This is a genomic window from Bradyrhizobium yuanmingense (assembly GCF_025200905.1).
GTDB classification, from domain to species: domain Bacteria; phylum Pseudomonadota; class Alphaproteobacteria; order Rhizobiales; family Xanthobacteraceae; genus Bradyrhizobium; species Bradyrhizobium yuanmingense.
Map to the genome: position 1 here is coordinate 3,050,659 of NZ_CP104173.1, position 24,563 is coordinate 3,075,221.

Below are 24,563 nucleotides of genomic sequence, written 5' to 3' on the forward strand. Positions count from 1 at the left end.
GGGGCCAACCGCTCACCGCTTTTGTGTTGACGCGCCTCGCTGCCTCCGCTTCCGTCCGTATCGAAAGACAAAAGGAGGAAGCCATGGCCCAAGCCAAACGCATCGTTCTCGCCGCGCGTCCCGTCGGCGAACCCAAGCCGTCTGATTTTCGCCTGGAGGAATTCGCCGTTCCGACGCCAGGGCAGGGCGAAGTCCTGCTGCGCACGATCTGGCTGTCGCTCGATCCCTATATGCGCGGGCGCATGAGCGAAGGGCCGTCCTACGCAGCTCCGGTGCCGGTCGGCGGCGTGATGGAAGGCGAGGCGGTCAGCGAGGTCGCGGCCTCAAACAATCCTGATTTCGCGGTCGGCGACATCGTGCGCATCCGCTCCGGCTGGCAGACTCATGCGATCTCGAACGGCAAGGGCCTGATTAAGGTGGACCCCAAGCTCGGGCCGATCTCGACCTCGATCGGTGTGCTCGGCATGCCCGGCATGACCGCCTATACGGGCCTGCTCGACATCGGCAAGCCGCAACAGGGCGAGACCGTCGTCGTTGCCGGTGCCTCCGGCGCGGTCGGCTCGGCGGTGGGGCAGATCGCCAAGATCAAGGGCGCCCGTGCGGTCGGCATCGCCGGCGGCAAGGACAAGTGCGACTACGTGATGAAGGAGCTCGGCTTCGATGCCTGCATCGATCATCGCGATCCCGCTCTCGCCGCCAAGCTGAAGGACGCCTGCCCTGGGGGTATCGACGTCTATTTCGAAAATGTGGGCGGTGCCGTGTTCGAGGCGGTGTTCCCGCTGCTCAACCCGTTTGCGCGCGTGCCGGTGTGCGGCCTGATCGCCCATTACAACGACACCGAGGCCAAGCCGCCGAAATGGGCCGCCAGCCTGATGCGCGCCACGCTGACCAAGCGGCTGACCTTCCGCGGCTTCATCGTCTCCGACTTCGCCGCCCGCCACGGAGACTTCCTGCGCGACATGTCCGGCTGGGTTCGCGACGGCAAGGTCAAGTACAAGGAGTTCGTCACCGAGGGCCTGGAAAGCGCCCCCGGCGCCTTCATAGGCCTGCTGAAGGGGGCCAATTTCGGCAAGCAGCTGGTCCGGGTCGGGCCGGACAAGGCCTAGGCATGCTCCGGAAAAGTGCGAAGCGGTTTTCCGGAAAGATCATGCCCAAACAACAACCTAAAGCGCGAGCGCATTTATCGCGCTTTAGGCGACAGGGAATGGGACTCACGTGGCCCCGCGGCCACACGCCGCGTGGGGATAGTTAAGAAAGAGTCACCAAATGGTCACACCTGCCCGCAAAAGCCGCGGGTGTGACCGCCTGTTCATTGACGGCCGGACGAAGGCATTGAATCATCGCGCATATTTTAGGTGCTGCGATGTTAGAGATTGGTATTTTCTGCGTCATCCTCCTGGCCGTCGGCTATTGGGCGACCATGTTCATCATGGGCCGTCGCGACGACGTCATCCATGGCAAGTTCGTTCACGCCGAGGACGAGGGCGAATTCGCCCCGGCCGCAATGCCTGCGCCTCCGCCATTCCCGAAGCGTCCCGTGAAAGCTGCGCAGCGCCCCGCTGCCCAGCCAGCCAGCACCGAGGCCAAGCCGGTGAACAGCGCCGCGCTGCAATCGCTGCTCGCCGCGATCCAGCAGGATCTCAAAAGCGTGGCTTGAGTCTTCCGCGAGGCCGCAACACAAGAGCGGCTGAGGTTCAGCCGCACATGTGCGCCATGGCTGTGACAGCCCGCTACAGCATGATTTGGAAAAGTGGGTAGCGGTTTTCCGAAAAGCTCATGCTCAAACAGTAACCCAAAGCGCGATGACGATTCATCTTAGTCGCATCGCGCTTTAGGCGGCGTGCCGCATGCGTTCGATACTCTGAGTAATATGGTTTCCTGCATCGTCAGCGACCTTCAAAGACATGTCCGCCATCCGGCGGCTGGTATCGAGGGCGCTTCTGATCGAATCGCGCATCAGATCGGTCTGCACAGCCGCCAAATCCTGCGGAGTTCGGCAGCGCCAGAGTTCATTCATACGGTCCATGGTCCTCTCGATCTGCTGTCGAACGAAATCGAAGTACTCGCGTGAGACGCCGTTCATTCCTTTGACGACCGCGGTTGTAGAGTACATGATTGCTTCAGCGTTGCGGACCGATCGTTCTGTTGCCTGCTCCGTTTCATTGCCCGTCACACCGAACGTGCGACCAAGCTGATCAGCAGACCGGCCCAACATCACAGTGGCCATGTCGACGCCGAAGCGCCAACTGTTTTGCAACATCTCGGCATTCTGTTGCAGCAGGTGACTGCTGGCTTGGGCCACCTCCTCGCTGGCCTCAGCGGTAGCTAAGCCGATCCGTCTGGTTTGCTCAGCGGTCCTTTCGGCGGCGCGGCGCATTGTGTCCTCAGGGCTTTGCGTAGACTTTTCCTCCTGGCGTGGATTAGCCATCTGTTGCTCCTTGATTATTGTTGGTGACGTCGGATCCTCTCCGTCACAGGTGCGATCCTTAGCGGCCAACGTGGGCATTTCTGGACCGTTCCGGGGCACGTGATTTTTAATCAATCCTCCGCGATCGCGCGCAGGAACGAGCGCTTCAACTTCCAATTACTCCATGGATTGGTTCACTTGCTTGGCACCGCGGGTCTCATGTTCATACCCTCGATCATCAAGGGTCAGTAATGACCACCGCTGAAACCGTGTTGCTCATCGCTGCCTTGTTATTGGCGCTTCTCATCGTCGGTAACATCGGCTTCTCCAAACTGGCCGAGTGGAGGAACCCACCAATCGGCAAGTTCCTCGAATGCGACGGCGTAGTGCTCCACTATGTCGATCGAGGGGATCCGGCCGCTCCTTGCGTCGTGCTGCTCCATGGCAACGGATCCATGATCCAGGACTTCACGATCAGCGGTCTGGTCGATCTTCTTGCCCGCACCAATCGCGTGGTGTGCTTCGATCGCCCAGGCTTTGGCTATAGTCAGCGGCCGCGGCTCCGAATATGGACCGCGGCAGCTCAAGCCGCTCTGTTGGCCAAGGCGCTCAATCAACTTGGAATCCGCAATCCGGTTGTGCTCGGCCATTCTTGGGGCGCCTTGGTCGCTATCGCTCTCGCCGTGCGAAAGGATTATCCGACCCAGGGTCTTGTGCTTGCGTCAGGGTACTATTTCCCGACCGGCCGATTGGACGTGTGGCTGATGTCAGGTCCAGCCATACCGGTCCTGGGCGACCTGGTCAGTTACACTGTCGCGCCGATCGTTTCGTGGGCCGTCTTGCCAGGAGCTTTTCGCAAGATCTTTGCGCCCCGTTCTGTCCCGCAGACGTTCAGGAATGAATTTCCAGCGTCTTTGGTGCTCAGACCCGCACAGTTGAGGGCGGCTGCGGAGGAAAGTGCACTCCTCATTCCAACTGCAACACAATTCCAAGCTTATTATCCAGCCATCGGCGAGCGAGTGCAGATATTCCACGGAACAGAGGACCAAGTGATCGAATTCAGACAAGCGCAGGATTTACATCAAGCACTGCCTCGGTCCGATCTTCACCTTGTTCCAAATGCCGGGCATATGGTCACGTACGCAGACCCCGCCGCCATCGTGGAGGTCGTCAACTCAATGACGAACTCCTGAGATCGGCAGCGACGGCCGTCACTGGGCCTTGCCGCGTGCAGGCGCAGCAACCGGCCGCAATTCCATTCTTGATATGCCTGCTGCGACGTTCACACCTGTCTGCGCCTGGACGGACACCGGCTGCAAGGCAATCGTACGATCCGAGCCGCCCACCAGGAGGTTGGCACCAACTCCGGCGCCGACAGTGCCGCCGGCGGTCGCGCCCGCATAAGTTCCGGCCAAGGCTGCCCGGCGAACTGTCGTTGGCGCAAACACGGTCCAAACGAGCTGACCGCCGGACGTGGCTCCTATGTCCAGACCAAGCGTGCTGACGGTGCCTTCGTAAGCCTCGCGCGCCCTGCCTCGTGCCGATGCATAGATGCAGCTCAGCTGCCGTTGTCCCGCAACAATCATGCCGACTCCGGGCGATATGTTGCACGTGAGTGTGCCGACTCTCGAGCGCCCAGCCTCCTGCGCCGTTGCCGGAACCATCGTGAGGACGAGTGCCAAGGCCGCGCAAGCCGTGGCCAAATTGGTCAGCCTCGCTTCATTCAGCGTTGTCCTGGTCATGGGGCCTCCATCGACGTAGTCTGATCGTCCTTCAATGCGCGCGGAGCCAGCGATGTTCCTGTTGGTCGCAAGCCGAAGCTCCAGAACCACGAGACAGGCCTCGCTTACGGGGTCGGGATGTGGAGCACGCGTGTCCGGTTCTGCGCTAGGTGTTGAGTGACAGGCGGACATCAAGCGCGCCTACTGCACGCAGCCGATTTTATCAGTGCCCGTCGCCCATCTGGATGAGCAGCTCCTCGATATCGACATCGACCTGGCCGGCCGCCCTGATGTGGCGGACCTCGAGACTGTCGGCCTGGAAGCGGTATTCGACCAGGCCGACTTCCTTGATCGCGATCCGGTCCTGGCGCTGATCGTTGATGACGAAGCCCGCTGACGGCGCCCAGACGTGGCGGGTGTGGCGGAAGGTGAAGTCGCGGCGCTGGTGCACGTGTCCGCTGGCGATGAGACGCAGGTCGACCTTGCCGAACATCTCGATCAGCCGCGCCCGCGCCGGCTGCGGCACGTAGCGGATCGACGTCTCCGGCGTCTCGGGATCGTCTGGCAGGTTGAGAAACAGCGGCTTGTGCAGGAACAGCGCGATCGGCTTGCCGTTCGTGCGCGCGATCTCGCCAGACAGCCAGTCGAACTGCTCGGCCTCGAAGGCGAGGCCCGAATTCATCACCAGCGAATTGAGGCCGATGAAGCACCAGCCTGCGGCCTCGAACGACCAATGGTCTTCGCCGATGATGTCGCAGAACTGCCGGCGGTGGGTCTCGCTGACCGGCGGCTTCGGCGCCGGCCCGATCGCGGTCGGATTGTCCCCGATATCGTGATTGCCGGGGAGATAGCGGCAGGTGACCGGCAGGGCGTCGTGCAGGCCTTTCGCGAATTCAAGGTCGTCGCGGCTGGTCTGCCCGTCGAATGAGACGTCGCCGGTGTTGACGACGAGATCGGGTCTGCCGGCGCCGATGTGCTCGCTGATGCGATGGAAGTTGGCGATCAGGCCGGGAAAGCGCCGGCCGAGATGGGTGTCGGAAATCTGCGTGAGACGAAATTCGGGCATGCGATCATCCTACCCGTCGCCGCGCGTCGGAACGATGACGGGCCGGGCATGGATCGCAACGAACAAAGTTTAAAGCACGCGATAGCGGATGCTGTAGCCGTCCTGCGGGGCGACGGCAGCGGCGAGCGGGGAAGCGATGCGGTCGGCGAGGTGCCAGGGGCCGAACTGGCCGGAGCGATGCGGCTCGGCCGGCAGGCGGAGGCGGAACTCGAAGACGCCCTTGCCTGAGAGGTTCACGACCAGAACGCGATCGGCCGTGCGGTGGTTGAGCACCACTGCGCCGCGCAGCACGGCCCGGCCGTCCGAGAGGTCGCGCACGCCGTCCACCAGCGCCAATGTCTGGTTGCGGTCGGTGTGCAGCTCGATCTGGCTGTCGCCCACCGCCGCCAGCATCTCCCGGGGCATGCGGATCTCGAACTCGACGGCGGGCTTGGAGGGGTTGAGACCGAGATAGGCGAGCGCCGCGTGACGCATGTCGTAGGCGGCAAAGGCGAACAGCGCGAGCGCGGCCAAGGTCGCCAGGCCATGCCGGGCGACGTCCCGCCAGGTCCGATAGCTCAGGCGGAAGTAGACCGTCATGGCCAACGCGACCGCGAGCGCTGCCGCGATCCCCGACAGTGCCGACATCAGGAGGCCGAGCTGGCCCGCGGCGGCTTCGCTGAACAAGCTGGACAAGGAATTCATGGCTGGCTCGCCTCGGGGCCCAAGGGGCCGAAATCGCTTCAACAATCTGGGGTTGGTCGGGGAAGCGGGAATGCCGGTTCAAGTCGTTCATTGTCAGCGCCAAAAGTCGCGGCTAATGACGTCGGCGGCATTTCGCCTCCCGGGAAAGTTCCGATGTCCGTTCAAATGGTCCTGCTGCCGGTCTTCGTGCAGGTCGCTCTCACCTTCGGGCTGCTGATCGGCATGGTCGTGGCGCGCCGCAAGACCCTGGTCTCCGGCGAAACCAAGATCCGCGACATTGCGCTCGGCGAACCGAACTGGCCGAAGGGCGCCACACAAATCGCCAATTGCTACCGCAACCAGTTCGAGCTGCCGGTGCTGTTTTACGTCCTGATCGCGCTGGCATTGCCCTTGCGCCGCGCCGATCTCTTCATCGTGCTGATGTCCTGGGTGTTCGTGGTGACGCGCTTTGCCCATGCCGGCGTGTTCGTTTCCTCCAACGATCTCGGCCGCCGCTCCACGGTCTGGCTCGCCGGCGTGCTGGTGCTGCTCGCGATGTGGATTTACTTCGCGCTGAAGCTTTTGCTGCTGATCTAGGCGCTGCGCACCACTTGAAAGAACCCAAATGACCCCCGCTGCCCGGCTGTCCGCAGCCATCGAACTGATCGACACCATCGAGAGGGACCGCGTGCCCGCGGCGAAGGCGCTGAAGGAGTGGGGCACCGCGCACCGCTTCGCCGGTTCCGGCGACCGCGCCGCCATCGCCGGCCTCGTCTGGGATGTGCTGCGCCGCTACGCCTCGAGCGCCTGGCTGATGCATTCCGATACCGCACGGGCCCGGCTGATCGGCATGCTCCGCCTCGAGCGCAACATGGACACGGCGACCATGGGCGCCTTGTTCGACGGCAGCCGCTTTGCGCCGGCGCCGCTGACCGAGGCCGAGCAGGCTGCGCTCGCCTCGCGCTCCCTCCAGGACGCACCTGCCGCCGTAGCCGGCGACTACCCGGAATGGCTCGACCCGCACCTTGCAAAAGTGTTCGGCGAGGATCGCGCCGCGGAGGCGGCCGCGATGGCGAGCCGGGCGCCGCTGGACCTGCGCGTCAACACGCTAAAATCCAACCGCGACAAGGCGCTGAAGGCGCTTTCTCATCTTCATGCAAAACCGACGCCCTGGTCCGCAACCGGCCTGCGCATCGAGCTTTCGGCCGATGCGCGCAACCCCGGCATCCAGGCGGAAGAGGATTTCATCAAGGGCGCGATTGAAGTGCAGGATGAGGGATCGCAGCTTGCGGCCCAGTTCACCGCGGCAAAACCCGGCGAGCAGGTGATCGATCTCTGCGCCGGCGCCGGCGGCAAGACGCTGGCGCTGGCCGCCCTGATGCAGGGCAAGGGCCGGCTGATCGCGACCGACCGCGACAAGCGCCAGCTCGCGCCGATCCATGAGCGGCTGTCGCGCGCCGGCGTCCACAACGCCGAAATCCGCACGCCCAAGGGCGAGGCCGATTCGCTTGCCGACATCCGCAGCACCGCCGACCTCGTCGTGATCGACGCGCCCTGCACCGGAACCGGCACCTGGCGCCGCAACCCCGATGCCAAATGGCGGATGCGCCCCGGTGCGCTGGAGATCCGCCTGCGTGACCAGGCCGAGGTGCTGGAGCGCGCGGTTCCGCTGGTCAAGCCGGGCGGCCGCATCGCCTACATCACCTGCTCGGTGCTGGCGGAGGAGAACGGCGAGCAGGTGAGGGCGTTCGTCGGCCGACATGGCGAGTTCTCGGTTGTCCCGCCCGAGCAGACCGCAAGCGTGCTCTGGGACAAGGCGGAAGCCTTTGGCGAGGCTGCGCTGCAGTCAGCCGAGGGCTGGCTGATGACGCCGCGCCGGACCGGGACGGATGGGTTTTTCGTGTCGGTGCTGAAAAAGACCGGCTGATCGACGTTGTCATTCCGGGGCGCGCGTAGCGCGAGCCCGGAATCCATCGTGCGGCGGGTCTCCGCGGGTCCATGGGTTCCGGGTTCGCCCTGCGGGCGCCCCGGAATGACATCAAAACAAAAGCCCCGCAGACCGATCCCGGTCGCGGGGCTTTCGAGTTCCAACGTTCTGCCGGTACGTCCGCGGTCAGAACGGTGCGAGGGCGTTAGCCGACGCGGAGATTGTCAGCCGACGACTTGCCGCTGCGGCGGTCGGCGACGATGTCGAACGAGACCTTCTGACCCTCGTTGAGGGAGGAGAGGCCAGCGCGCTCGACGGCGCTGATGTGAACGAATACGTCCTTCTGGCCGTCATCCGGCTGGATGAAACCATAACCCTTTTGGGTGTTGAACCACTTCACGGTGCCCATAGCCATGGGAATTTCCTTGTTTAGTTAGAGAGGTACGCACGCAGACCGGTACGCAGCATTGCGCCCATAGTCCCTGATGAGTCGATGTTTGGAGAATTCATCTGAAGCGTGCGCGCCCGTCAGCAACGAAGCGAAGCGGCCCAGTCGTTCGGCCAAGTATCGATGATCACAATATAGCGAGAATTTGGGGCCACTTCAAGGCACCACCCGTGGCCCGAAACGTCCCGCCACTTTGCTATTTCGCGGTGCAAATTAACCGTCGGCGCGCTTCAGTCTACGATGAAGAGCGTCGCCCCCGTCGTCGTCGAGGACCGGTGCGCGGCGTCGCCGAAGTCCGATACCTGGTAGCTCATCCCCGCCGTGAGCTTGAATTTGCGCCCGTCGCGCAACTCAGAGTCGAGCTCGCCCTTCAGCACGTAGAGCACGTGGCCGCGATCGCACCAGTGATCGGCGAGATAGCCCGGCGAGTACTCCACCATCCGCACGCGGAGTTCGCCGATGTTGAGCGTGCGCCATGTGGCCTCGCCACTCTCGCCGGGATGCGTGGTCGGCTCAACCTTGCTCCAGTCGGTGACGGTGAAGGGGGAGGTGGGGAGTTTCATGGGGGCGATCCTGTCTCGGAGCCGGCGCTGCTTTTGTTAGCGCACGCTGTTGCCTCCGTCATTGCGGGCGCGAGGCGTTGATCGTCGCCCCGATGTGGCCGCTTTTTCTTGGAGCGCTCGTTAGCGTTGCGACGACGTTTGCGTTGACCAAATTAGGTAAATGTTACTTACCTAAGCGCCTCGTGTCCATGCCCAAAGAAGCATGTGGGCGCTCCACCACCGCGGTTGCGGCCCGCGCGCCGCCAGCGTATTGGCTGGCCATGACAGCAGCACAGAACGACCGCTCCGCGTCGACGCCCTCGGTGGCCTCGGCGCACGACAAGATTCTCATCGTCGACTTCGGCAGCCAGGTGACGCAGCTGATCGCGCGTCGCGTGCGCGAGGACGGCGTCTATTGCGAGATCGTCCCGTTCAACAAGGCGGAAGCCGCCTTCGAGGAGATGAAGCCGAAAGCGGTGATCCTCTCCGGCGGCCCCGAGTCGGTGCATGAAGCCGGCTCACCCCGCGCCCCGCAACTCATCTTCGATTCCGGCGTGCCGGTGATGGGCATCTGCTACGGCCAGATGACCATGGCGGCCCAGTTAGGGGGCGAGGTCGAGGGCGGCCATCACCGCGAATTCGGCCGCGCCGATGTCGAGGTGAAGGCCGAGAGCCAGCTGTTCGCCGATGTCTGGTCGTCAGGCAGCAAGAACCAGGTCTGGATGAGCCATGGCGACCGCATCACCAGGATGCCGCCGGGCTTCTCCGTCGCCGGCACCTCGCCGAACGCGCCCTTCGCAATCATCCAGGACGAGAAGCGCAAATATTACGGCCTGATGTTCCACCCCGAGGTGGTGCACACGCCCGACGGCGCCAAGCTCATCCGCAATTTCGTGCGCAAGATCGCCGGCCTCACCGGCGACTGGACCATGCGCGCCTTCCGCGAGGAGGAGATCGCAAAGATCCGCCAGCAGGTCGGCAAGGGCAGGGTGATCTGCGGCCTCTCTGGCGGCGTCGATTCGGCCGTGGCGGCCGTCCTGATCCACGAGGCCATTGGCGACCAGCTGACGTGTGTGTTCGTCGATCACGGCTTGATGCGCCTCAACGAGGCCGAGCAGGTCGTCGACCTCTTCCGCCACCACTACAACATCCCGCTCGTCCACGTGGACGCTTCCAAGCAATTCCTCGGCGAGCTCGAGGGCGTCACCGACCCCGAAGCCAAGCGCAAGACCATCGGCCGCCTCTTCATCGAGGTGTTCGAGGCTGAGGCCAAGAAGATCGGCGGCGCCGATTTCCTGGCGCAAGGCACGCTCTATCCTGATGTGATCGAGAGCGTCTCCTTCACCGGCGGACCTTCCGTCACCATCAAGTCGCACCACAATGTCGGCGGCCTTCCTGAGCGCATGAACATGAAGCTCGTCGAGCCCCTGCGCGAGCTGTTCAAGGACGAGGTGCGCAAGCTCGGCCGTGAGCTCGGCCTGCCCGAAATCTTCGTCGGTCGCCACCCGTTCCCGGGCCCGGGCCTCGCCATCCGCTGCCCCGGCGACATCACCCGGGACAAGCTCGACATCCTGCGCAAGGCCGACGCCGTCTACATCGACCAGATCCGCAAGCACGGCCTCTACGACGAGATCTGGCAGGCTTTTGCGGTGCTGCTCCCGGTAAAGACCGTCGGCGTCATGGGCGACGGCCGCACTTACGATTACGTCGTTGGCCTGCGCGCGGTGACCTCGACCGACGGAATGACCGCGGACTTCTACCAGTTCGACATGAAGTTCTTAGGGGAGACCGCGACGCGCATCATCAACGAGGTGAAGGGCGTGAACCGCGTGGTGTATGATGTGACGAGCAAGCCGCCTGGGACGATCGAGTGGGAGTGATCTGGTTGGTTGGCACGGCCCGAAACCAGAAAGGTGAAACCCTGGACCGCCCGCAGAGATGCGGGCTTCTTCGTTTTCAAGCTGGTGCTTGCGAGCGCCGGCAAGACTCGCGTCGCTGGCACAGGGTCCATCTTTGCCAAGATCGATAGGTAGCGGACCATCAGCTTGCGGCGGATCTGGCAACACTTTCTCGAGGTCGAAGGAGGAGCTGCGAATGACCATCTCGACAAGCGAAGTGGAACAGTTCTTTGAACGATATGCCCAAGCCTTCAGAGATGGCTTGGACGGTACTCTTGATGAGGAGTTTTTCCGTTCGCTTTTTTCCACCCAATATATCGCTGCAGGACCAAAGGGTGTCATGGCAGGGGACAACGATCACGCTTTTGTCGAGCGGATTTCAAAAGGATACGAGCGCTACCGTCAGATCGGAAACAAGGCGGTCACCGTCTCCGAGATCGAGATGCATTCGATCGATGAAACACATTGCCTCGTCCACGTGGGCTGGAGCAGCGAGTTCGAGAAAGATGGCAGGCGTATCGATGTGCCTTTTACCAATGCCTATCTGCTTGAGCAGAATGATGGGCTGCTGAAGGTTTTCGGCTGGATTACGGGTGATGAAGTTCAACTGCTCAAGGACAATGGCCTCGTGTGAGGCTTGCCCAACGGCAGCGCGTCAACCGCAACTCGTCCGTTGCAGGCCGTGCGCGGGGTAGGACATTCCGGCATATTGAGATGGTAATGTGCCGAGGATAGCCTTCAAGGACAGCGCCCGCAGAGAATGCTTAAAACCCTCGACATCGGATGTTCGAGGCAGCTGGAACAAGCGTAGGTTGAAAGCGTTAGCTGCGGGCCGCACTTGATGTCGGGGGCGGAGCTATGTCCGACTTATTACCCAGCGCGTTGGATCTCGCGCGCTTCCAGTTTGCCTTCACGGTGGTCTGGCATTTCCTGTTTCCGGCCTTCACCATCGGACTGGCGAGCTATCTTGCCGTGCTCGAAGGGCTGTGGCTGTGGACGGGCCGCGGCGCCTATCTCGATACCTACCGCTATTGGCTTAAGATTTTCGCCGTCGCTTTCGCCATGGGCGTGGTGTCGGGCTTGGTCATGTCATACCAGTTCGGCACGAACTGGTCGGTGTTTGCCGACAAGACATCCCCGGTGCTCGGGCCGCTCCTCGGCTACGAGGTGCTGACGGCATTCTTTCTCGAGGCCGGCTTCCTTGGAGTCATGCTCTTCGGCCTGGGACGCGTTGGCCCGCGCCTGCATTTCGTCGCGACCTGTTTCGTCGCGGGCGGCACCTTGCTTTCGGCCTTCTGGATTCTAGCCGCAAATTCCTGGATGCAGACGCCGGCTGGACACGCGATGGGAGCGGACGGCCAATTCATCCCCGAGAGCTGGCCGGCGATCATCTTCAATCCGTCGTTCCCCTATCGGTTCGCCCATACGGTCACCGCGGCTTACCTGACCACCGCGATGATCGTGGGAGCCGTGGGCGCCTGGCACCTGCTGCGGAACAGGATGAACGAACGCGCTCGCATCATGTTCTCAATGGCGATGTGGATGGCCGCGATCGTGGCCCCGCTACAGCTTCTGATCGGCGATCTGCATGGGGTGAATTCGTATCACCACCAGCCCACCAAGGTCGCCGCCATGGAGGGTCACTTCGAGACCGAGCGCCGCGCGCCTTCCATCCTGTTCGGAATGCCGGACGCCGAAGCCGGGGTGACGCGCGGCCAAATTGCCATTCCTGGCTTTGCGAGCCTCTATCTCACGCATAGCCTTGATGGAGAGGTCAAGGGGCTCAAGGCTTTCCCGAAAGACACCTGGCCGACCAACATTCCGCTCGTCTTCTGGGCGTTCCGCATCATGGTCGGCTTGGGGATTCTGATGATCGTGCTCGGCATGGCCTCGCTCGTTCTGCGTTGGCGCGACGCTCTGTACGACACGCCATGGCTGCACCGCTTTGCCGTGGCCATGGGGCCGTCGGGGCTGATCGCTGTGACGGCCGGATGGACGGTGACGGAGGCGGGACGCCAGCCATTCACGGTTTATGGACTGCTGAGGACCGCCGATAGCGTGGCGCCGATCGCAGCGCCGGCGGTGGCCGCGTCTCTGGCGGCATTCGTTGTCGTGTACTTTGTCGTTTTCGGCGCGGGGATTGCTTATCTGTTTCACCTCTTCCGCCAGACCCCTGAAGCCGGCGAGCACGGACCGCCACAAGGCCAGCCGGTCCGCACGGCCGGCATCACGCCGGCGCCAGCCTTGATAGCAGGGTCAGACACGCACAGAGCAGAGCCGCGGCAAGCGGGGATCCGGCCATGAGCATCGACCTCACATTGATTTGGGCGCTGCTGATCGCCACGGCCGTGCTGCTCTACGTTGTGATGGACGGCTTCGACCTCGGCGTCGGCATCCTGTTTCCGGCCGAGGTGGCGAGGCCCGATCGCGATGTCATGGTCAACTCGGTGGCACCGGTCTGGGACGGCAACGAAACCTGGCTCGTCCTCGGTGGCGGCGGATTGTTCGCCGTGTTTCCACTGGCCTACGCGACGATTTTTCCTGCGCTTTACATGCCGCTCATTCTGATGCTGCTGGCGCTGGTGTTCCGCGGAGTAGCCTTCGAAATGCGGTTTCGAGCGCGGACGTCGGCTGGTGAAATATGGTGGGACCGCGCCTTCTCGTGGGGCAGCTTTGCGGCCGCATTGCTCCAGGGCGTTTGCCTTGGTGCCATCGTGCAGGGCATCCGCGTGGAGGGGCGTGCTTACGCCGGCGGGTGGTGGGACTGGCTGACACCTTTCTCGGTTTTGACCGGTGTTGCCCTTGTCGTCGGCTACGGCCTGCTCGGCGCGTGCTGGCTGATATGGAAGACCGACGGCGCGCTTCAGGCACGCTGCCGCAACTACGCACGCGTTCTCGGATTTGCGACACTCGGCTTCATCGGCCTCATATCACTGATGATGGTCATCCAAAGCCCTGCGTTTCGGGAGCGATGGCTGACGCTGCCGAACATGCTTTACGCAGCGCCTGTGCCGATCCTTCTGGCCCTGTTGGCATGGCGCTTTCATCGCGCGCTCGCAAAGGGCGAGGATGGGATGCCGTTCCTGTGCGCACTGGGCTTTTTCCTGCTTTCCTATGCCGGGCTGGGCATTAGCATGTGGCCGATGATCGTGCCGCCCTCGATTACGATCTGGCAGGCAGCCACGCATCCCAGCAGCCAGTTATTCCTGCTCGTTGGCGCGGCGGTGCTGGTACCGGTGATCCTTGTCTATACCGGCTACGTCTATTGGATCTTCCGCGGCAAGGTGCGGCACGGCGAGGGGTATCACTGATGCTGCGCGCATCGCGGACCTGGAAGCAGCTGCTATGGTTCGTGACGCTGTGGGCTGCAGGTGTCACCACGCTCTTCGTGGTCGCATTGCCGATCCGGTGGTTGCTCAAGGCGGGATGAGGAATCCGGAGCGGGCAGGATCGGCAGGCTGCCACTCCTCTTTCGGCATAGTGCGGCGCTGCGAGCCCCTCGCGTGCCATGCTTGGCCACGTCATCCCGACTGTGCGTAGCTCCCCGGCACAAACGTCGGATGCCCGATCTCTGCTCCCGTGATACGACATCCGCATCGTCTCCAAGGAGCCCGCTTAATGTCCGTCGCGACTGCCGCCAGCCAGCCGCCTGCTGCCGCTGAAACCGACCCCGAAACCCTCGGCTATATGCGCGGCTTCCCGCCATCCCCCGACCGCCTCATCACCTTCCAGGACGGCTCTTTCCGCAGCTTCCCCGAGCTTCGCTGGGCCTGGAGCAACATCCGCCAGCTGGTGCCGACCGTGAACGTCTGGCGCGGGGCGGGGCCGGCATCGGTGCTGCCGCGCGCGGAGCATGACATCGGCGCGGTCGCCTCGACCACGATGGACGGGCGTCCCATGACCTTCGAGAAGATGCTGGAGGAGACCTACACCGACGGCATCGCGGTGCTGCATCGGGGCAGGCTGATCTATGAGCGCTATTTCGGCGCGTTGAAGCCGCACAAGCCGCATATCGCGATGTCCGTGACGAAGTCGTTCACCGGCGTGCTCGCGGGGATTCTGGTCGCCGAGGGCAGGATCGACCCGCAGGCGCCCGTCACGGACTATGTGCCGGAGCTGAAGCCAAGCGCGTTCGGCGATGCGCGTGTGCACGAGGTCATGGATATGACCACGGGGCTCGCCTACACCGAAATCTACACCGACAAGAATTCCGACGTGTGGGGCCTGCGGCGCGCCAACGGCATGGCGCCGATCCCCCCGGGCTATGACGGCCCCACCACCATCTTCGATTTCCTCATCGCGCAGAAGAAGCAAGGCGAGCACGGCAAGGCCTTTGCCTACAAGACCGTCAACACCGACGTGCTGGCGTGGATCTGCCGGCGTGCCAGCGGGCTGACGCTGTCCGATCTCTTGTCGGAGCGGATCTGGCAGCCGATGGGCGCGGAGGAGGATGCGCATTATCACGTCGATCGCATCGGCACCGAGAGCGGCGGCGGCCTCTCCACCACGTTGCGCGATCTCGCCCGCTTCGGCGAGACCATGCGCAACCACGGCCGCTTCAACGGCCGCCAGATCGTGCCGTCGCAGGTGGTCGAGGACATCGCGCGCGGCGGCGATCCCGAAAAATTCAAGCCGGCCGGCTACACCACACTGCCGGGCGCCTCCTACCGCAATCAATGGTGGATCACGCACAATGAGCACGGCGCCTACATGGCGCGCGGCGTCTACGGCCAGGGCATCTACATCGATCCCAAGGCCGAGATGGTGATCGCACGCTACGCCTCGCATCCGATGGCGGGTAACGCCGCCAACGATCCCGTGACGCTGCCGGCCTATATGGCGCTGGCGAAGGCGCTAGTGACGGGCGGGTAAGGTGGATTAGCCTGCGGTTGCGCGAAGCGCAGCCCGCCGGCGTAATCCACCATCTCTCGCCGCGCCGTGTCGGCAATGGCGGATTACGCCTTCGGCTAATCCGCCCTACGAGCCGGCGAAGGCGCTGATGCCCGGCGGGTAGGGCGTCGCAGCTCGTGCCTCACTCATGCGCCTCCTGCCAATGCGGATAGGTGACATAGGCGGTGACGGCGCCTTGCTCGTGCGAGCGGATCGTGACCGTCTCGCCCTTCGGCATATGGACGATCTCGCCGGGCCCCGCGGTCACGGTGCTGCCGTCGCTCGTGACCGACAGCTTCCCTTCGAGGACGATCATGACATCGTCGACCTTCATCGTCTCCTTGAGATTTTGGTTCGGCGCGTAGCGGCCGAAGCCGATCGTGATAGGTCCGCCGTGGCGCTGGTCGACCAAGTTGGCGACGAAGATATCGCCGTCCTGTCCCGGTGAGCGCTCGAGCGAGGCGTCGGCGATGGCGAATTTGCGAACTTTCATGAGGTCATTCCGTCTTGTGGGGCTGGGGGAGGGCACCGATAGACGCCGTGGCCGTTGTTTGGTTCCGCCTCGCGGGCGGTTTGACGCAGCGGAACGTCGCGCAATATAAGTATTGACTTATATTAGTCGCGATCGATATTTGTTCGGCGGATGAACCACAGGGAGAACCGAAAATGCAGATCGACGTCGCCAGGGTCTTGGGGCTTGTGACGCGCTCGGTGAGGAGCTTGGAGAGAGACGGCAAGCCGGCTAGCGCGGTGACGCTAACGCGGCTCTACGACACCAGCGTCGACGATCTCTGGGACGCCGTGACCAGCAGGGAGCGGATCCCGCGCTGGTTTGCGCCGGTCGAGGGCGACCTCCGGCTCGGCGGACGCTACCAGGTCAAGGGCAATGCCGGCGGCACCATCACGTCCTGCACGCCGCCCACCCATTTCGCCGCAACCTGGGAATTCGGCGGCGCCACGAGCTGGATCGACGTCAGCCTGAAAGCCGAGCGGAGCCAGGCGCGCCTGACGCTTGAGCACACCGCGATCATCGAGGATCATTGGAATCAGTTCGGTCCGGGTGCGGTCGGTATCGGTTGGGACCTCGCGCTTGCGGGACTTGAGCGATATCTTGCGACCGGGGCATCGGTCGATCATGAAACGGCGGAGGCGTGGATGATCTCGCCCGAGGGCAAGGACTTCATGACGACGAGCGGCGAATATTGGCGTGCGGCGCATGTCGCAAGCGGGGTCGATCCTGACGAGGCGAAGCAGCGCTCGGACCGCACCATCGCATTCTATCGCGGCGAGATGCCGCCCGACATCGTTCATCCCGGCACCGGAAGCTGATGCACGCCTTCGAGGTTCTCGCCGATCCCGTGCGCCGCCGCATCCTCGAGCTGCTCGGCCTCAAGGAGATGGCGTCCGGCGAGGTCGTCGAAGTCATCGGGGCCGAGTTCGGCATCACCCAGGCGGCCGTCTCGCAGCACCTCAAGGTGCTGCGCGAGAGCGGCTTTGCGAGCGTCCGGGCGGAGGCGCAAAGGCGCCTCTATTCGGTCGACGCCGCCGGGCTGCAAGCGGTCGATGCCTGGGTCGGCCAGTTCAGGATTTTCTGGGAGCCGAAGCTGGACGCGCTCGCCACCGAGATCGCGCGCGGCAAGCGCGAGCGTCGCAAGGCGCCGATCATCAAGCGGACAGGGAAGAGGGCGTAATCGGGCTCCGTAGCCTGGATGGAGCGCAGCGTAATCCGGGGTGTCCCACACAGGCAGTAGCGTAGGGTGGATTAGCAGGCCGCCGCGAAGCGCAGCGGGCGGCGTAATCCACCATCTCTCTCATTTTGTCGTACTCAGGTGGATTACGCTGCGCTAATCCACCCTACGAATTCCGCGACATCTTCTCGAACTTCTTCACCAGCCGCTCCCGCTTCAGCCGCGACAGCCGCTGAATCCAGAACATGCCGTCGAGCTGGTCGATCTCGTGCTGATGGCAGACAGCTCGCAGGGCTTCGGACTCCTCGGTGTGCATGTTGCCGTCCAGATCCCGATAGCTGATCCGCACCCGCGCGTGTCGCTGCACCTCGTCGTTGATCCCCGGCATCGAGACGCTGCCTTCGCGGTGCATGATCATCTCCGGCGAGACCCATGTGATCTCCGGATTGACGTAGGTCTGCGGGCCGTCCTTCGCGTCGAGCTCCAGCACCACGACGCGCAAGGGCACGCCGATATGCGGCGCGGTGATGCCGATGCCGGGCGCGGCGCGCATTGTGTCGAGCAGATCCTGCGCGAGCTCGCGCAAGGAATCGTCGAACGCGGTGACGGCGCGGGCCGGCAGCGCGAGCCGGCGGTCGGGATAGCGCACGATCGGGCGGATGGTCATGCAGGGCTCCTACCACTCACTCACGGATCATTGAAGCATCCTCGCTTGACCGCCTACCTACTGAAAGGTAGCTAAGCGCCATGAGTACCGCTTCCTCGACCGCCGACGACATTCTTGGCTGCGCCCGTACGCTGATCATCGCGGGCGGCTACAACGGCTTCAGTTACGCCGACATCGCCGATGTCGTCGGCATCCGCAAGCCGAGCATCCACCACCACTTTGCCAGCAAGGTCGATCTGGTCCGCACCCTGGTGTCGCGCTATCGCGAGGAGGCCCAGGCAGGGCTGTCGGCGCTCGAGCGCAATGTCGCCGACCCCGCCGAGCAGCTCAAAAGCTACATCGCCTATTGGGAGGCGTGCATCAAGGATGCGACGGCTCCCTTCTGCGTCTGCGCGCTCCTTGCCAGTGAGCTTCCGATTCTGCCCGAGGAAGTGGCGCTCGAAGTCCGCGCGCATTTCCGCTCCGTGTCGTCGTGGCTGGCTTCGGTGATGGAGCGCGGCAAGCGGCAAGGCCGGCTCCATCTCTCCGGCACCGCGCGGGCCGAGGCGGAGGGATTCATGGCAACCGTTCACGGCGCGATGCTGTCGGCGCGGGCCTATGGCGATCCAAAAATCTTCGGGACAATCACCCGGCCGCTGCTGGAGCGGCTTTCCACCAGGCACTGACGAGATCGGCACAGGCCGGGCAGGGCGGTGCTTCGGCGTCGTACGTAAACTACCAACTAGTAGGTAAGGAGCAGAAAATGAGAACCAGCGAGATGGCATTGGGCGCCGACCAGGCGGAATGGCTGAAACGGTACTACTTCATGCGTGCCGCGTTTTCCGTCGCTTGGGTCATTGCGGCCCTCGCGATCGCGCCGTCATCGGCAGTGATCGCAGCGACGTTGCTCGTTGCCTATCCGGCCTGGGACGCTGCCGCCAATTATCTCGACGCGCTCTGGAGCGGTGGCTTGAACCAGAACCGCACGCAGGGCCTGAACGTGCTGGTCAGCCTCGCCACCACCATTGCGGTCATCCTGGCCTTGCAGGTCAGCATGAACTGGGTGCTCGGAATCTTCGGAGCCTGGGCGATCCTGTCCGGACTGCTCCAGCTCGGCACGGCCGTGCGGCGCTGGAAGCGTCTCGGCGCGCAATGGGCCATGGTGCTCAGCGGTGGCCAGTCGGCCCTGGCGGGCGGCTTCTTCATCTTCCAGGCCGCGACGCCTGCGGTGCCGTCGATTGCGAATGTCGCGGGCTATGCCGCCGTCGGCGCGATCTACTTCCTGGTCTCGGCCGTCTGGCTCACGGTCGACGACTGGCGCCGTAGTGCGGCCCTGTGAGCCGCAATGTCACTTACGGATAGGGCGTGCCGTCCTTGTGCAGGAAGCGGCCGTCCGATGCCGGGCTCATCATGTCGATGTCGGAGCAGGTGATGAGGTCGGCTGGCGAGCGTGAGCCGATCTCGAGATAGACCGCCGTCACGCTCGACCTGTTGATCATGTGATGGCCGTTGCCGCTGGCCTTGGGGAAGGCGGCGCAATCGCCGGCGTGCAGCACGGTTTCGCCGCCATCCTCGATCAGCGTCACCTCGCCTTCGAGAATGTAGACGAACTCGTCCTCGTGCGAATGCCAGTGCCGCTGGCTCGACCAGGTGCCCGGCGGCAGGCGCATCAGATTGACGCCGAAATCCGACAAGCCTCCGGCATCGCCGAGCCGCTTGCGAATGCGCTCGGCGCAAGGCGCATTGAAAGGCGCCGGATAGCCGGAGCCCTTGCGGGCCGGCACGGCGGCGACGTCGATCTTTGGCATGTGGGACTCCCTGCAATCCACCAACAGACCGGCGGCGCGAAGCATCATCACGATGAACATCGCGGACCAGATCACTATGTGTGGGATGCTGTCATTCTGCGGCTGTTTTGCCCGACGTGTCAAACCGATCTGTGATGATGTCGCGCGAGGACAGGGAGCCGCTGAGCTGTCGTTCCTGGTAGGTAAGTCATTGATCCCGCTGGCGCCGCTACTGTGCATGGGGTTGTTTTTCGAGTTTTGCTGGCCGCTCACGAAAGCGTGCGGCAAAAATGACGTCGGCCTGTCGGCGGGCTCAGTTCCCATTCGTCTTCCACGCGAGACAGACCTGACGGGAGACTGAAATGACTTCGTCCAACTATCGCTGGGTGATCGTCGCCGCCGGCGGCGTGCTTGGCTGCGTCGCGATCGGCGGCATGTTTTCGCTGCCGGTGTTCCTGCAGCCGATCACCAAGGACACCGGCTGGTCGGTGACCGGCATCTCCAGCGCGATGACGATCGGCTTTCTGGCGATGGCCTTCACCAGCATGGCTTGGGGCACGCTGTCCGACCGGTTCGGGCCGCTGCCGGTGGTGGTGACGGGATCGGTCGTGCTGACGCTCAGCCTGTTTGCGGCGAGCCACGCCACCTCGCTTCTCGTGTTCCAGATCGTGTTCGGCCTGCTGGTCGGCGCCGCCTGCGCGGCGATCTTCGCGCCCATGATGGCGACCGTCACGGGCTGGTTCGACACCAATCGCGGCCTCGCCGTGTCGCTGGTCTCGGCCGGCATGGGCATGGCGCCGATGACGATGTCGCCGCTGGCGGCCTGGCTCGTCTCCGGCCACGACTGGCGCACCTCGATGCAGATCATCGCGCTCGTGGTCGGCGCCATCATGATCCCGGTCTCGTTCCTGGTGCGCCGTCCTCCGGCGCTCGCGCAAGGTCCGGCCGCGCCCGCCGGCGAAACCGCCGGACAAAACGAGATGTCGATGGGCGAGGCGTTGCGCTCGCCGCAATTCCTGATCCTCCTCGCCACCAACTTCTTCTGCTGCGCGACGCATTCCGGCCCGATCATCCACACCGTCAGCTATGCCGTGAGTTGCGGCATCCCGCTGGTCGCAGCGGTGACGATCTACAGCATCGAGGGATTTGCCGGCCTCGGCGGGCGCATCGCCTTCGGCCTGATGGGCGACCGCTTCGGCGCCAAGCGCGTGCTGGTCTCGGGCCTGCTGCTGCAGGCCTTCGGCGCGCTCGCCTATGTCTTCGCGCAACAGCTGACGACGTTCTATGCGGTCGGCGCGATCTTCGGCTTCATCTATGCCGGCACTATGCCACTCTATGCCGTTCTGATCCGCGAGAACTTCCCGCTCAAGATGATGGGCACGGTGATCGGCGGCACGGCGATGGCAGGCAGCCTCGGCATGGCGACCGGCCCGCTCGCCGGCGGCCTGATCTACGATGCCTTCTCCAGCTATGCCTGGCTCTACATCGCCTCCTGGGCGATGGGCTTAGGGGCCTTCCTGATGGCGATGACGTTCCGCCCCTTCGCAAAGCCGCAAGGCGAGGTGGCGCCCGCGGCGGCGTGAATTCGAGATCGAGGCGTGGCGTCAGAGCTGCGCCTCGATCGCGGCCTTGTCGATCACCGACCAGACCTGCCGGATCTTGCCGTCGAGAAATTCGTAGAAGACGTTTTCGCAGAAGGACACGCGCCGCCCGTTGACCGCAAGACCAACGAATGTCCCGACCGGTGTGCAGTCAAACTTCAATCGGGCGGCGATGCGGGGAGGATCGGAGATCAGCATCTCGATATGGAACTGCAGATCGGGGATCTCCCGAACATCCCGTTCCAGCATCGCGCGATAGCCCGCAAGCCCAAGGGGCCGCGCGTTGTGGGTGGCCTCCTCATGCACGAATTGTCCGAGTGCCGGCCAATCCCGCCGATTCAGGCAAGCGATGTAGGCGCGGTAGATGTCGGCGAGGTCGTCTCTCATCATTATCGAAGCTCCCACGGCCTCGACCAACGCGCGAGGACCGCGAACCGGTCCAGCGTCAGAGGCGCTTTTCGAAGAAGAGGTCCGGATAGGGATCGTCGTTGAACCGCGGGATCTCGCGCCAGCCCGTGCTGCGATAGAGCTGACCGGCTTCGGGCAGTGCGCTGTTGGTGTCGAGCCGCAGCAGCGCGATGCCGAGCTCGCGCGCGGCGCTCTCGGCCGCATCCATCAGGCGGCGGCCGAGCCGCAGCCCGCGCGCGGCGGGCGCGACCCACAGCCGCTTGATCTCGGCGTAGCCGTGATCGGTGCCCTTCAAGCCGACGCAGCCGATCGGCAGCGTGTCCGACATCGCAACGAGGAATGTGCCGCGCGGCCGGCGCATGTCCTTGGCGTCGGGGTCGCGTGACAGCGAGACCTCAAAGCCCTGGCTGAAGCGGCGGCCGAGCTCGGCATAGTACTCGCCGAGGCAGTAGCGCGCTTGCTCGCAGCGCGGATCCGTCTCCTCCAGCGCGACGCGCTCGCGCGTCAGCGCGGAGGCGATCAGGTCCATCGCCGCCAGCAACGCCTCGCGTTGCGAATGTTGCGCGAGGAGGCCTTCGGCCTGCGCCTTGGACAGCGCCTCGTAGGCTGCGAACTCGCGCCGGCCCGCCCGTGTGAGCGTTGCCATGCGCCGCCGCGCATCGTCCTCGCGTGCGGCGGTCTCGATCAGCCCCTCGTCCTCGAGGCTGCGGAGCAGCCGGCTCATCAGCCCGGAATCGAGACCGAGATAGTCGCGGATCTCCGCCACGTCCGATCGCCCGTGCCCGATCGCATTGAGCACGCGCGCGGCACCCAGCGGCCGGCCGCGCCCGAGAAACGACGTATCGAGCGCTCCGACCGCAGAGGTGACGGCGCGGTTGAAGCGGCGAACGCGGGAGACGGGATCGAGCATGATATCTGACTTTAGTCAGATATCTCGGCTTGTCAATCGAGCGAGAGCTGATCGAGTTGCAGTTGCGCGCCTCTTTGTGAGTTGTTCCCGTGTCGCGAGCCGTTACCATGCGGCCGCTCGGGGAGTCTGAATTCACAACGAGCGGAGGCGGCATTGGGCGGGATGGAACGCAAAGCGAAGGGATCGGACCTGTTTGTCGCGGCGTTGGAGAATGAGGGTGTTGACCGCATCTTCGGCATCCCCGGCGAAGAGAATCTCGATCTGGTCGAATCGCTGCGTGCTTCGAGGATCGAGCTGATCCTGACCCGCCACGAGCAGGCCGCGGCCTTCATGGCCGCAACGCACGGGCGGCTGACCGGCAAGCCCGGCGTTTGTCTGTCGACGCTCGGCCCGGGTGCTCTCAATCTGTCGACGGGCGCCGCCTATGCGCATCTCGGTGCCATGCCGATGATCCTGATCACCGGCCAGAAGCCGATCATGAGCAGCCGGCAGGCCCGCTTTCAGATCGTGGACGTGGTGGCGACCATGAAGCCGCTCACGAAACTGTCGCGGCAGATCGTCAGCGCCTCCAGTATCCCGACCGTGGTGCGCGACGCCTTTCGCGTCGCGATGGAGGAGCGGCCCGGGCCGGTGCATCTCGAACTGCCCGAGGACGTTGCCGGGGACGAGGTGCCTGCGGTCCCCGTGATCCCGGTCCATCCGATCGAAATCCCGGTCGCCCATCGCGCCGCGCTCGACCGCGCCGCCGAGATGATCATGGCCGCCAAGCGCCCGCTGGTGATGATGGGCGCGGCGACCAGCCGGCCGCGGTCGACACACGGCATCGCAAGCTTCGTGCGGCGGACAGGCATGCCGTTCTTCACGACGCAGATGGGCAAGGGGACCGTGCCCGGCGGCACCAATCTCTACATGGGCACTGCCGCCTTGTCCGAGCGCGACTATGTGCATGATGCCATTGACGCTGCCGACCTGATCGTTGCGATCGGTCACGACCCGATCGAGAAACCGCCATTCATCATGGGGCCGTCAGGGCCAAAGGTCATTCACGTCAGCTACACGCCGGCAAGCGTCGAGCAGGTCTATTTCCCGGATGCCGAGGTCGTCGGGGATGTTGGCCCGAGCCTGGAGCTGCTGGCGGATCGCCTCGAAGGCAAGCTGCCGCAGGCCGCGGCGCTGCTGCCGCTGCGCGAAGAGATACTGAAGCACATCGCCGACCGCGCCACCGAAGCGCGCTGGCCGCCGACGCCGCAGCGCATCGTGCACGACATCCGCCAGGTGATTCCGGAGAACGGCATCGTCGCCCTCGACAACGGCATGTACAAGATCTGGTTTGCGCGCAACTACCGCACCCGCGTCGCCAACACGCTGCTGCTCGACAATGCGCTGGCGACCATGGGCGCCGGCCTGCCGTCGGCGATGATGGCCGCGATGCTCTATCCCGGCCGCCGCGTGCTTGCGGTTGCCGGCGACGGCGGCTTCATGATGAACAGCCAGGAGATGGAGACGGCGGTCCGCCTCAAGCTCAACCTGGTCGTGCTGGTGCTGGAGGACAAGGCCTACGGCATGATCCGCTGGAAGCAGGCCGTCGACCGCTTTGCCGATTACGGCATGACGTTTGGCAATCCGGATTTTGCACTATACGCCAAGGCTTATGGCGCCAAGGGTCATCGCATCGAAAGCATCGACAGCTTCGGCACGACGCTCGATGCCGCCTTCAGGGAAGGCGGCGTGCATCTGGTCGTGGTCCCGATCGATTATTCGGAGAACGTGCGGGTGCTGGTGGACGAACTGCGGGCGCACGAGAAGGCGAAGGCGTGAATTTTGTGCAACGCTCTCACCGTTCGTCATTGCGAGGAGCCCTTGCGACGAAGCAATCCAGACTGTCGCCGCCGAAAGATTCTGGATTGCTTCGCTGCGCTCGCAATGACGGAGCCTGTGGCGCACGTCTCGGTTCAACATGA

The 24,563-nt window shown here is 63.9% G+C and carries 28 protein-coding genes; 17 read left to right on the plus strand and 11 right to left on the minus strand.

Annotated features, from left to right (window positions below; translation table 11 throughout):
- Positions 1 to 83 precede the first annotated feature (83 nt).
- Positions 84 to 1,106 carry an NADP-dependent oxidoreductase gene (locus tag N2605_RS14095; RefSeq protein WP_225185901.1) on the plus strand — a complete coding sequence of 341 codons (1,023 nt, stop codon included), beginning with the start codon at positions 84 to 86 and terminating at the stop codon, positions 1,104 to 1,106.
- 257 nt (positions 1,107 to 1,363) lie between these two features.
- The gene (locus N2605_RS14100) at positions 1,364 to 1,657 is read left to right on the plus strand and encodes a hypothetical protein (protein WP_225125753.1); all 294 of its coding nucleotides are present in this window, start codon (positions 1,364 to 1,366) and stop codon (positions 1,655 to 1,657) included.
- A gap of 174 nt (positions 1,658 to 1,831) precedes the next feature.
- Here N2605_RS14100 and N2605_RS14105 read toward each other — a convergent pair whose 3' ends face one another.
- Complete coding sequence (locus N2605_RS14105; RefSeq protein ID WP_036001015.1) at positions 1,832 to 2,428, minus strand: phasin family protein; 597 nt, start codon at positions 2,426 to 2,428, stop codon at positions 1,832 to 1,834.
- A 230-nt stretch (positions 2,429 to 2,658) separates the two neighbouring features.
- Between N2605_RS14105 and N2605_RS14110 the strand changes: the two genes are divergently transcribed.
- Positions 2,659 to 3,600 carry an alpha/beta fold hydrolase gene (locus tag N2605_RS14110; RefSeq protein ID WP_260347115.1) on the plus strand — a complete coding sequence of 314 codons (942 nt, stop codon included), beginning with the start codon at positions 2,659 to 2,661 and terminating at the stop codon, positions 3,598 to 3,600.
- A gap of 18 nt (positions 3,601 to 3,618) precedes the next feature.
- Here the strand turns inward: N2605_RS14110 and N2605_RS14115 are convergent, their stop codons facing one another.
- The 3 genes from N2605_RS14115 to N2605_RS14125 all read right to left on the minus strand — a co-directional run bounded on the left by N2605_RS14115 (position 3,619) and on the right by N2605_RS14125 (position 5,878).
- The gene (locus N2605_RS14115; protein WP_050995857.1) at positions 3,619 to 4,149 is read right to left on the minus strand and encodes a DUF992 domain-containing protein; all 531 of its coding nucleotides are present in this window, start codon (positions 4,147 to 4,149) and stop codon (positions 3,619 to 3,621) included.
- A gap of 202 nt (positions 4,150 to 4,351) precedes the next feature.
- Positions 4,352 to 5,194: a metallophosphoesterase family protein gene (locus N2605_RS14120; protein ID WP_260347116.1), complete on the minus strand. Its 843-nt coding sequence runs from the start codon at positions 5,192 to 5,194 to the stop codon at positions 4,352 to 4,354.
- 69 nt (positions 5,195 to 5,263) lie between these two features.
- Positions 5,264 to 5,878, minus strand: coding sequence for an acriflavin resistance protein (locus N2605_RS14125; protein ID WP_225155895.1), 615 nt, complete (start codon positions 5,876 to 5,878; stop codon positions 5,264 to 5,266).
- 153 nt (positions 5,879 to 6,031) lie between these two features.
- On the opposite strand from N2605_RS14125, the gene N2605_RS14130 reads away from it, so the two are divergent.
- Both N2605_RS14130 and N2605_RS14135 read left to right on the plus strand, forming a co-directional pair.
- Positions 6,032 to 6,454, plus strand: a complete 423-nt coding sequence (locus N2605_RS14130) for an MAPEG family protein (RefSeq protein ID WP_260347117.1) — start codon at positions 6,032 to 6,034, stop codon at positions 6,452 to 6,454.
- A 28-nt stretch (positions 6,455 to 6,482) separates the two neighbouring features.
- Positions 6,483 to 7,784 carry an RsmB/NOP family class I SAM-dependent RNA methyltransferase gene (locus N2605_RS14135; RefSeq protein ID WP_260347118.1) on the plus strand — a complete coding sequence of 434 codons (1,302 nt, stop codon included), beginning with the start codon at positions 6,483 to 6,485 and terminating at the stop codon, positions 7,782 to 7,784.
- Between the two features lie 205 nt (positions 7,785 to 7,989).
- On the opposite strand, the gene N2605_RS14140 is transcribed toward N2605_RS14135, so the two are convergent.
- Positions 7,990 to 8,199, minus strand: a complete 210-nt coding sequence (locus N2605_RS14140; RefSeq protein ID WP_008141931.1) for a cold-shock protein — start codon at positions 8,197 to 8,199, stop codon at positions 7,990 to 7,992.
- Between the two features lie 263 nt (positions 8,200 to 8,462).
- Positions 8,463 to 8,795 (minus strand): DHCW motif cupin fold protein, encoded by a 333-nt coding sequence (locus tag N2605_RS14145; RefSeq protein ID WP_036000985.1) that lies wholly within the window; start codon positions 8,793 to 8,795, stop codon positions 8,463 to 8,465.
- Between the two features lie 260 nt (positions 8,796 to 9,055).
- Here N2605_RS14145 and guaA point away from each other — a divergent pair, with 260 nt between their 5' ends.
- The 5 genes from guaA to N2605_RS14170 all read left to right on the plus strand — a co-directional run bounded on the left by guaA (position 9,056) and on the right by N2605_RS14170 (position 15,544).
- Positions 9,056 to 10,654, plus strand: a complete 1,599-nt coding sequence (gene guaA / locus N2605_RS14150) for a glutamine-hydrolyzing GMP synthase (RefSeq protein WP_036000981.1) — start codon at positions 9,056 to 9,058, stop codon at positions 10,652 to 10,654.
- Between the two features lie 214 nt (positions 10,655 to 10,868).
- The gene (locus N2605_RS14155; protein ID WP_260347119.1) at positions 10,869 to 11,306 is read left to right on the plus strand and encodes a nuclear transport factor 2 family protein; all 438 of its coding nucleotides are present in this window, start codon (positions 10,869 to 10,871) and stop codon (positions 11,304 to 11,306) included.
- A 224-nt stretch (positions 11,307 to 11,530) separates the two neighbouring features.
- Positions 11,531 to 12,976: a cytochrome ubiquinol oxidase subunit I gene (locus N2605_RS14160; RefSeq protein WP_057028924.1), complete on the plus strand. Its 1,446-nt coding sequence runs from the start codon at positions 11,531 to 11,533 to the stop codon at positions 12,974 to 12,976.
- Positions 12,973 to 13,983: a cytochrome d ubiquinol oxidase subunit II gene (cydB, locus tag N2605_RS14165; RefSeq protein ID WP_225151000.1), complete on the plus strand. Its 1,011-nt coding sequence runs from the start codon at positions 12,973 to 12,975 to the stop codon at positions 13,981 to 13,983. Before N2605_RS14160 ends, cydB begins: the two co-directional genes overlap by 4 nt.
- A 307-nt stretch (positions 13,984 to 14,290) precedes the next feature.
- A complete protein-coding gene (locus tag N2605_RS14170; RefSeq protein ID WP_260347120.1) occupies positions 14,291 to 15,544 on the plus strand; it encodes a serine hydrolase domain-containing protein in 1,254 nt (417 codons plus the stop codon).
- 160 nt (positions 15,545 to 15,704) lie between these two features.
- Here the strand turns inward: N2605_RS14170 and N2605_RS14175 are convergent, their stop codons facing one another.
- Entirely contained in the window at positions 15,705 to 16,055 is a 351-nt protein-coding gene (locus tag N2605_RS14175; protein WP_036022587.1) for a cupin domain-containing protein, read from the minus strand.
- Positions 16,056 to 16,228: 173 nt separating this feature from the next.
- Here N2605_RS14175 and N2605_RS14180 point away from each other — a divergent pair, with 173 nt between their 5' ends.
- Positions 16,229 to 16,891, plus strand: coding sequence for an SRPBCC family protein (locus N2605_RS14180; protein WP_260347121.1), 663 nt, complete (start codon positions 16,229 to 16,231; stop codon positions 16,889 to 16,891).
- Complete coding sequence (locus tag N2605_RS14185) at positions 16,891 to 17,253, plus strand: ArsR/SmtB family transcription factor (RefSeq protein WP_057028929.1); 363 nt, start codon at positions 16,891 to 16,893, stop codon at positions 17,251 to 17,253. The genes N2605_RS14180 and N2605_RS14185 overlap by 1 nt, the downstream gene beginning before the upstream one ends.
- Before the next feature lie 163 nt (positions 17,254 to 17,416).
- Here the strand turns inward: N2605_RS14185 and N2605_RS14190 are convergent, their stop codons facing one another.
- Positions 17,417 to 17,917, minus strand: coding sequence for a peptide deformylase (locus tag N2605_RS14190; protein ID WP_225140220.1), 501 nt, complete (start codon positions 17,915 to 17,917; stop codon positions 17,417 to 17,419).
- A gap of 80 nt (positions 17,918 to 17,997) precedes the next feature.
- Between N2605_RS14190 and N2605_RS14195 the strand changes: the two genes are divergently transcribed.
- Both N2605_RS14195 and N2605_RS14200 read left to right on the plus strand, forming a co-directional pair.
- Positions 17,998 to 18,582, plus strand: a complete 585-nt coding sequence (locus N2605_RS14195) for a TetR/AcrR family transcriptional regulator (RefSeq protein ID WP_036000944.1) — start codon at positions 17,998 to 18,000, stop codon at positions 18,580 to 18,582.
- Between the two features lie 77 nt (positions 18,583 to 18,659).
- Positions 18,660 to 19,235, plus strand: coding sequence for a DUF308 domain-containing protein (locus tag N2605_RS14200; RefSeq protein ID WP_109144040.1), 576 nt, complete (start codon positions 18,660 to 18,662; stop codon positions 19,233 to 19,235).
- Positions 19,236 to 19,248: 13 nt separating this feature from the next.
- Here N2605_RS14200 and N2605_RS14205 read toward each other — a convergent pair whose 3' ends face one another.
- Positions 19,249 to 19,704 carry a cupin domain-containing protein gene (locus N2605_RS14205; protein WP_109144039.1) on the minus strand — a complete coding sequence of 152 codons (456 nt, stop codon included), beginning with the start codon at positions 19,702 to 19,704 and terminating at the stop codon, positions 19,249 to 19,251.
- Between N2605_RS14205 and N2605_RS14210 the strand changes: the two genes are divergently transcribed.
- Both N2605_RS14210 and N2605_RS14215 read left to right on the plus strand, forming a co-directional pair.
- On the plus strand, positions 19,703 to 20,044 hold the full coding sequence (locus tag N2605_RS14210; protein ID WP_260347122.1) for a hypothetical protein: 342 nt from the start codon (positions 19,703 to 19,705) through the stop codon (positions 20,042 to 20,044). The two genes, N2605_RS14205 and N2605_RS14210, sit on opposite strands and share 2 nt — an antisense overlap.
- Position 20,045: 1 nt before the next feature.
- The gene (locus tag N2605_RS14215) at positions 20,046 to 21,266 is read left to right on the plus strand and encodes an MFS transporter (RefSeq protein WP_225141568.1); all 1,221 of its coding nucleotides are present in this window, start codon (positions 20,046 to 20,048) and stop codon (positions 21,264 to 21,266) included.
- Positions 21,267 to 21,287: 21 nt separating this feature from the next.
- Here the strand turns inward: N2605_RS14215 and N2605_RS14220 are convergent, their stop codons facing one another.
- Together N2605_RS14220 and N2605_RS14225 are read right to left on the minus strand one after the other, a co-directional pair.
- Positions 21,288 to 21,674: an ester cyclase gene (locus N2605_RS14220; protein WP_109144036.1), complete on the minus strand. Its 387-nt coding sequence runs from the start codon at positions 21,672 to 21,674 to the stop codon at positions 21,288 to 21,290.
- Positions 21,675 to 21,729: 55 nt separating this feature from the next.
- Complete coding sequence (locus N2605_RS14225; protein WP_260347123.1) at positions 21,730 to 22,602, minus strand: bifunctional helix-turn-helix transcriptional regulator/GNAT family N-acetyltransferase; 873 nt, start codon at positions 22,600 to 22,602, stop codon at positions 21,730 to 21,732.
- 162 nt (positions 22,603 to 22,764) lie between these two features.
- Between N2605_RS14225 and N2605_RS14230 the strand changes: the two genes are divergently transcribed.
- Positions 22,765 to 24,420, plus strand: a complete 1,656-nt coding sequence (locus N2605_RS14230) for an acetolactate synthase large subunit (RefSeq protein WP_225150991.1) — start codon at positions 22,765 to 22,767, stop codon at positions 24,418 to 24,420.
- Positions 24,421 to 24,563 lie beyond the last annotated feature (143 nt).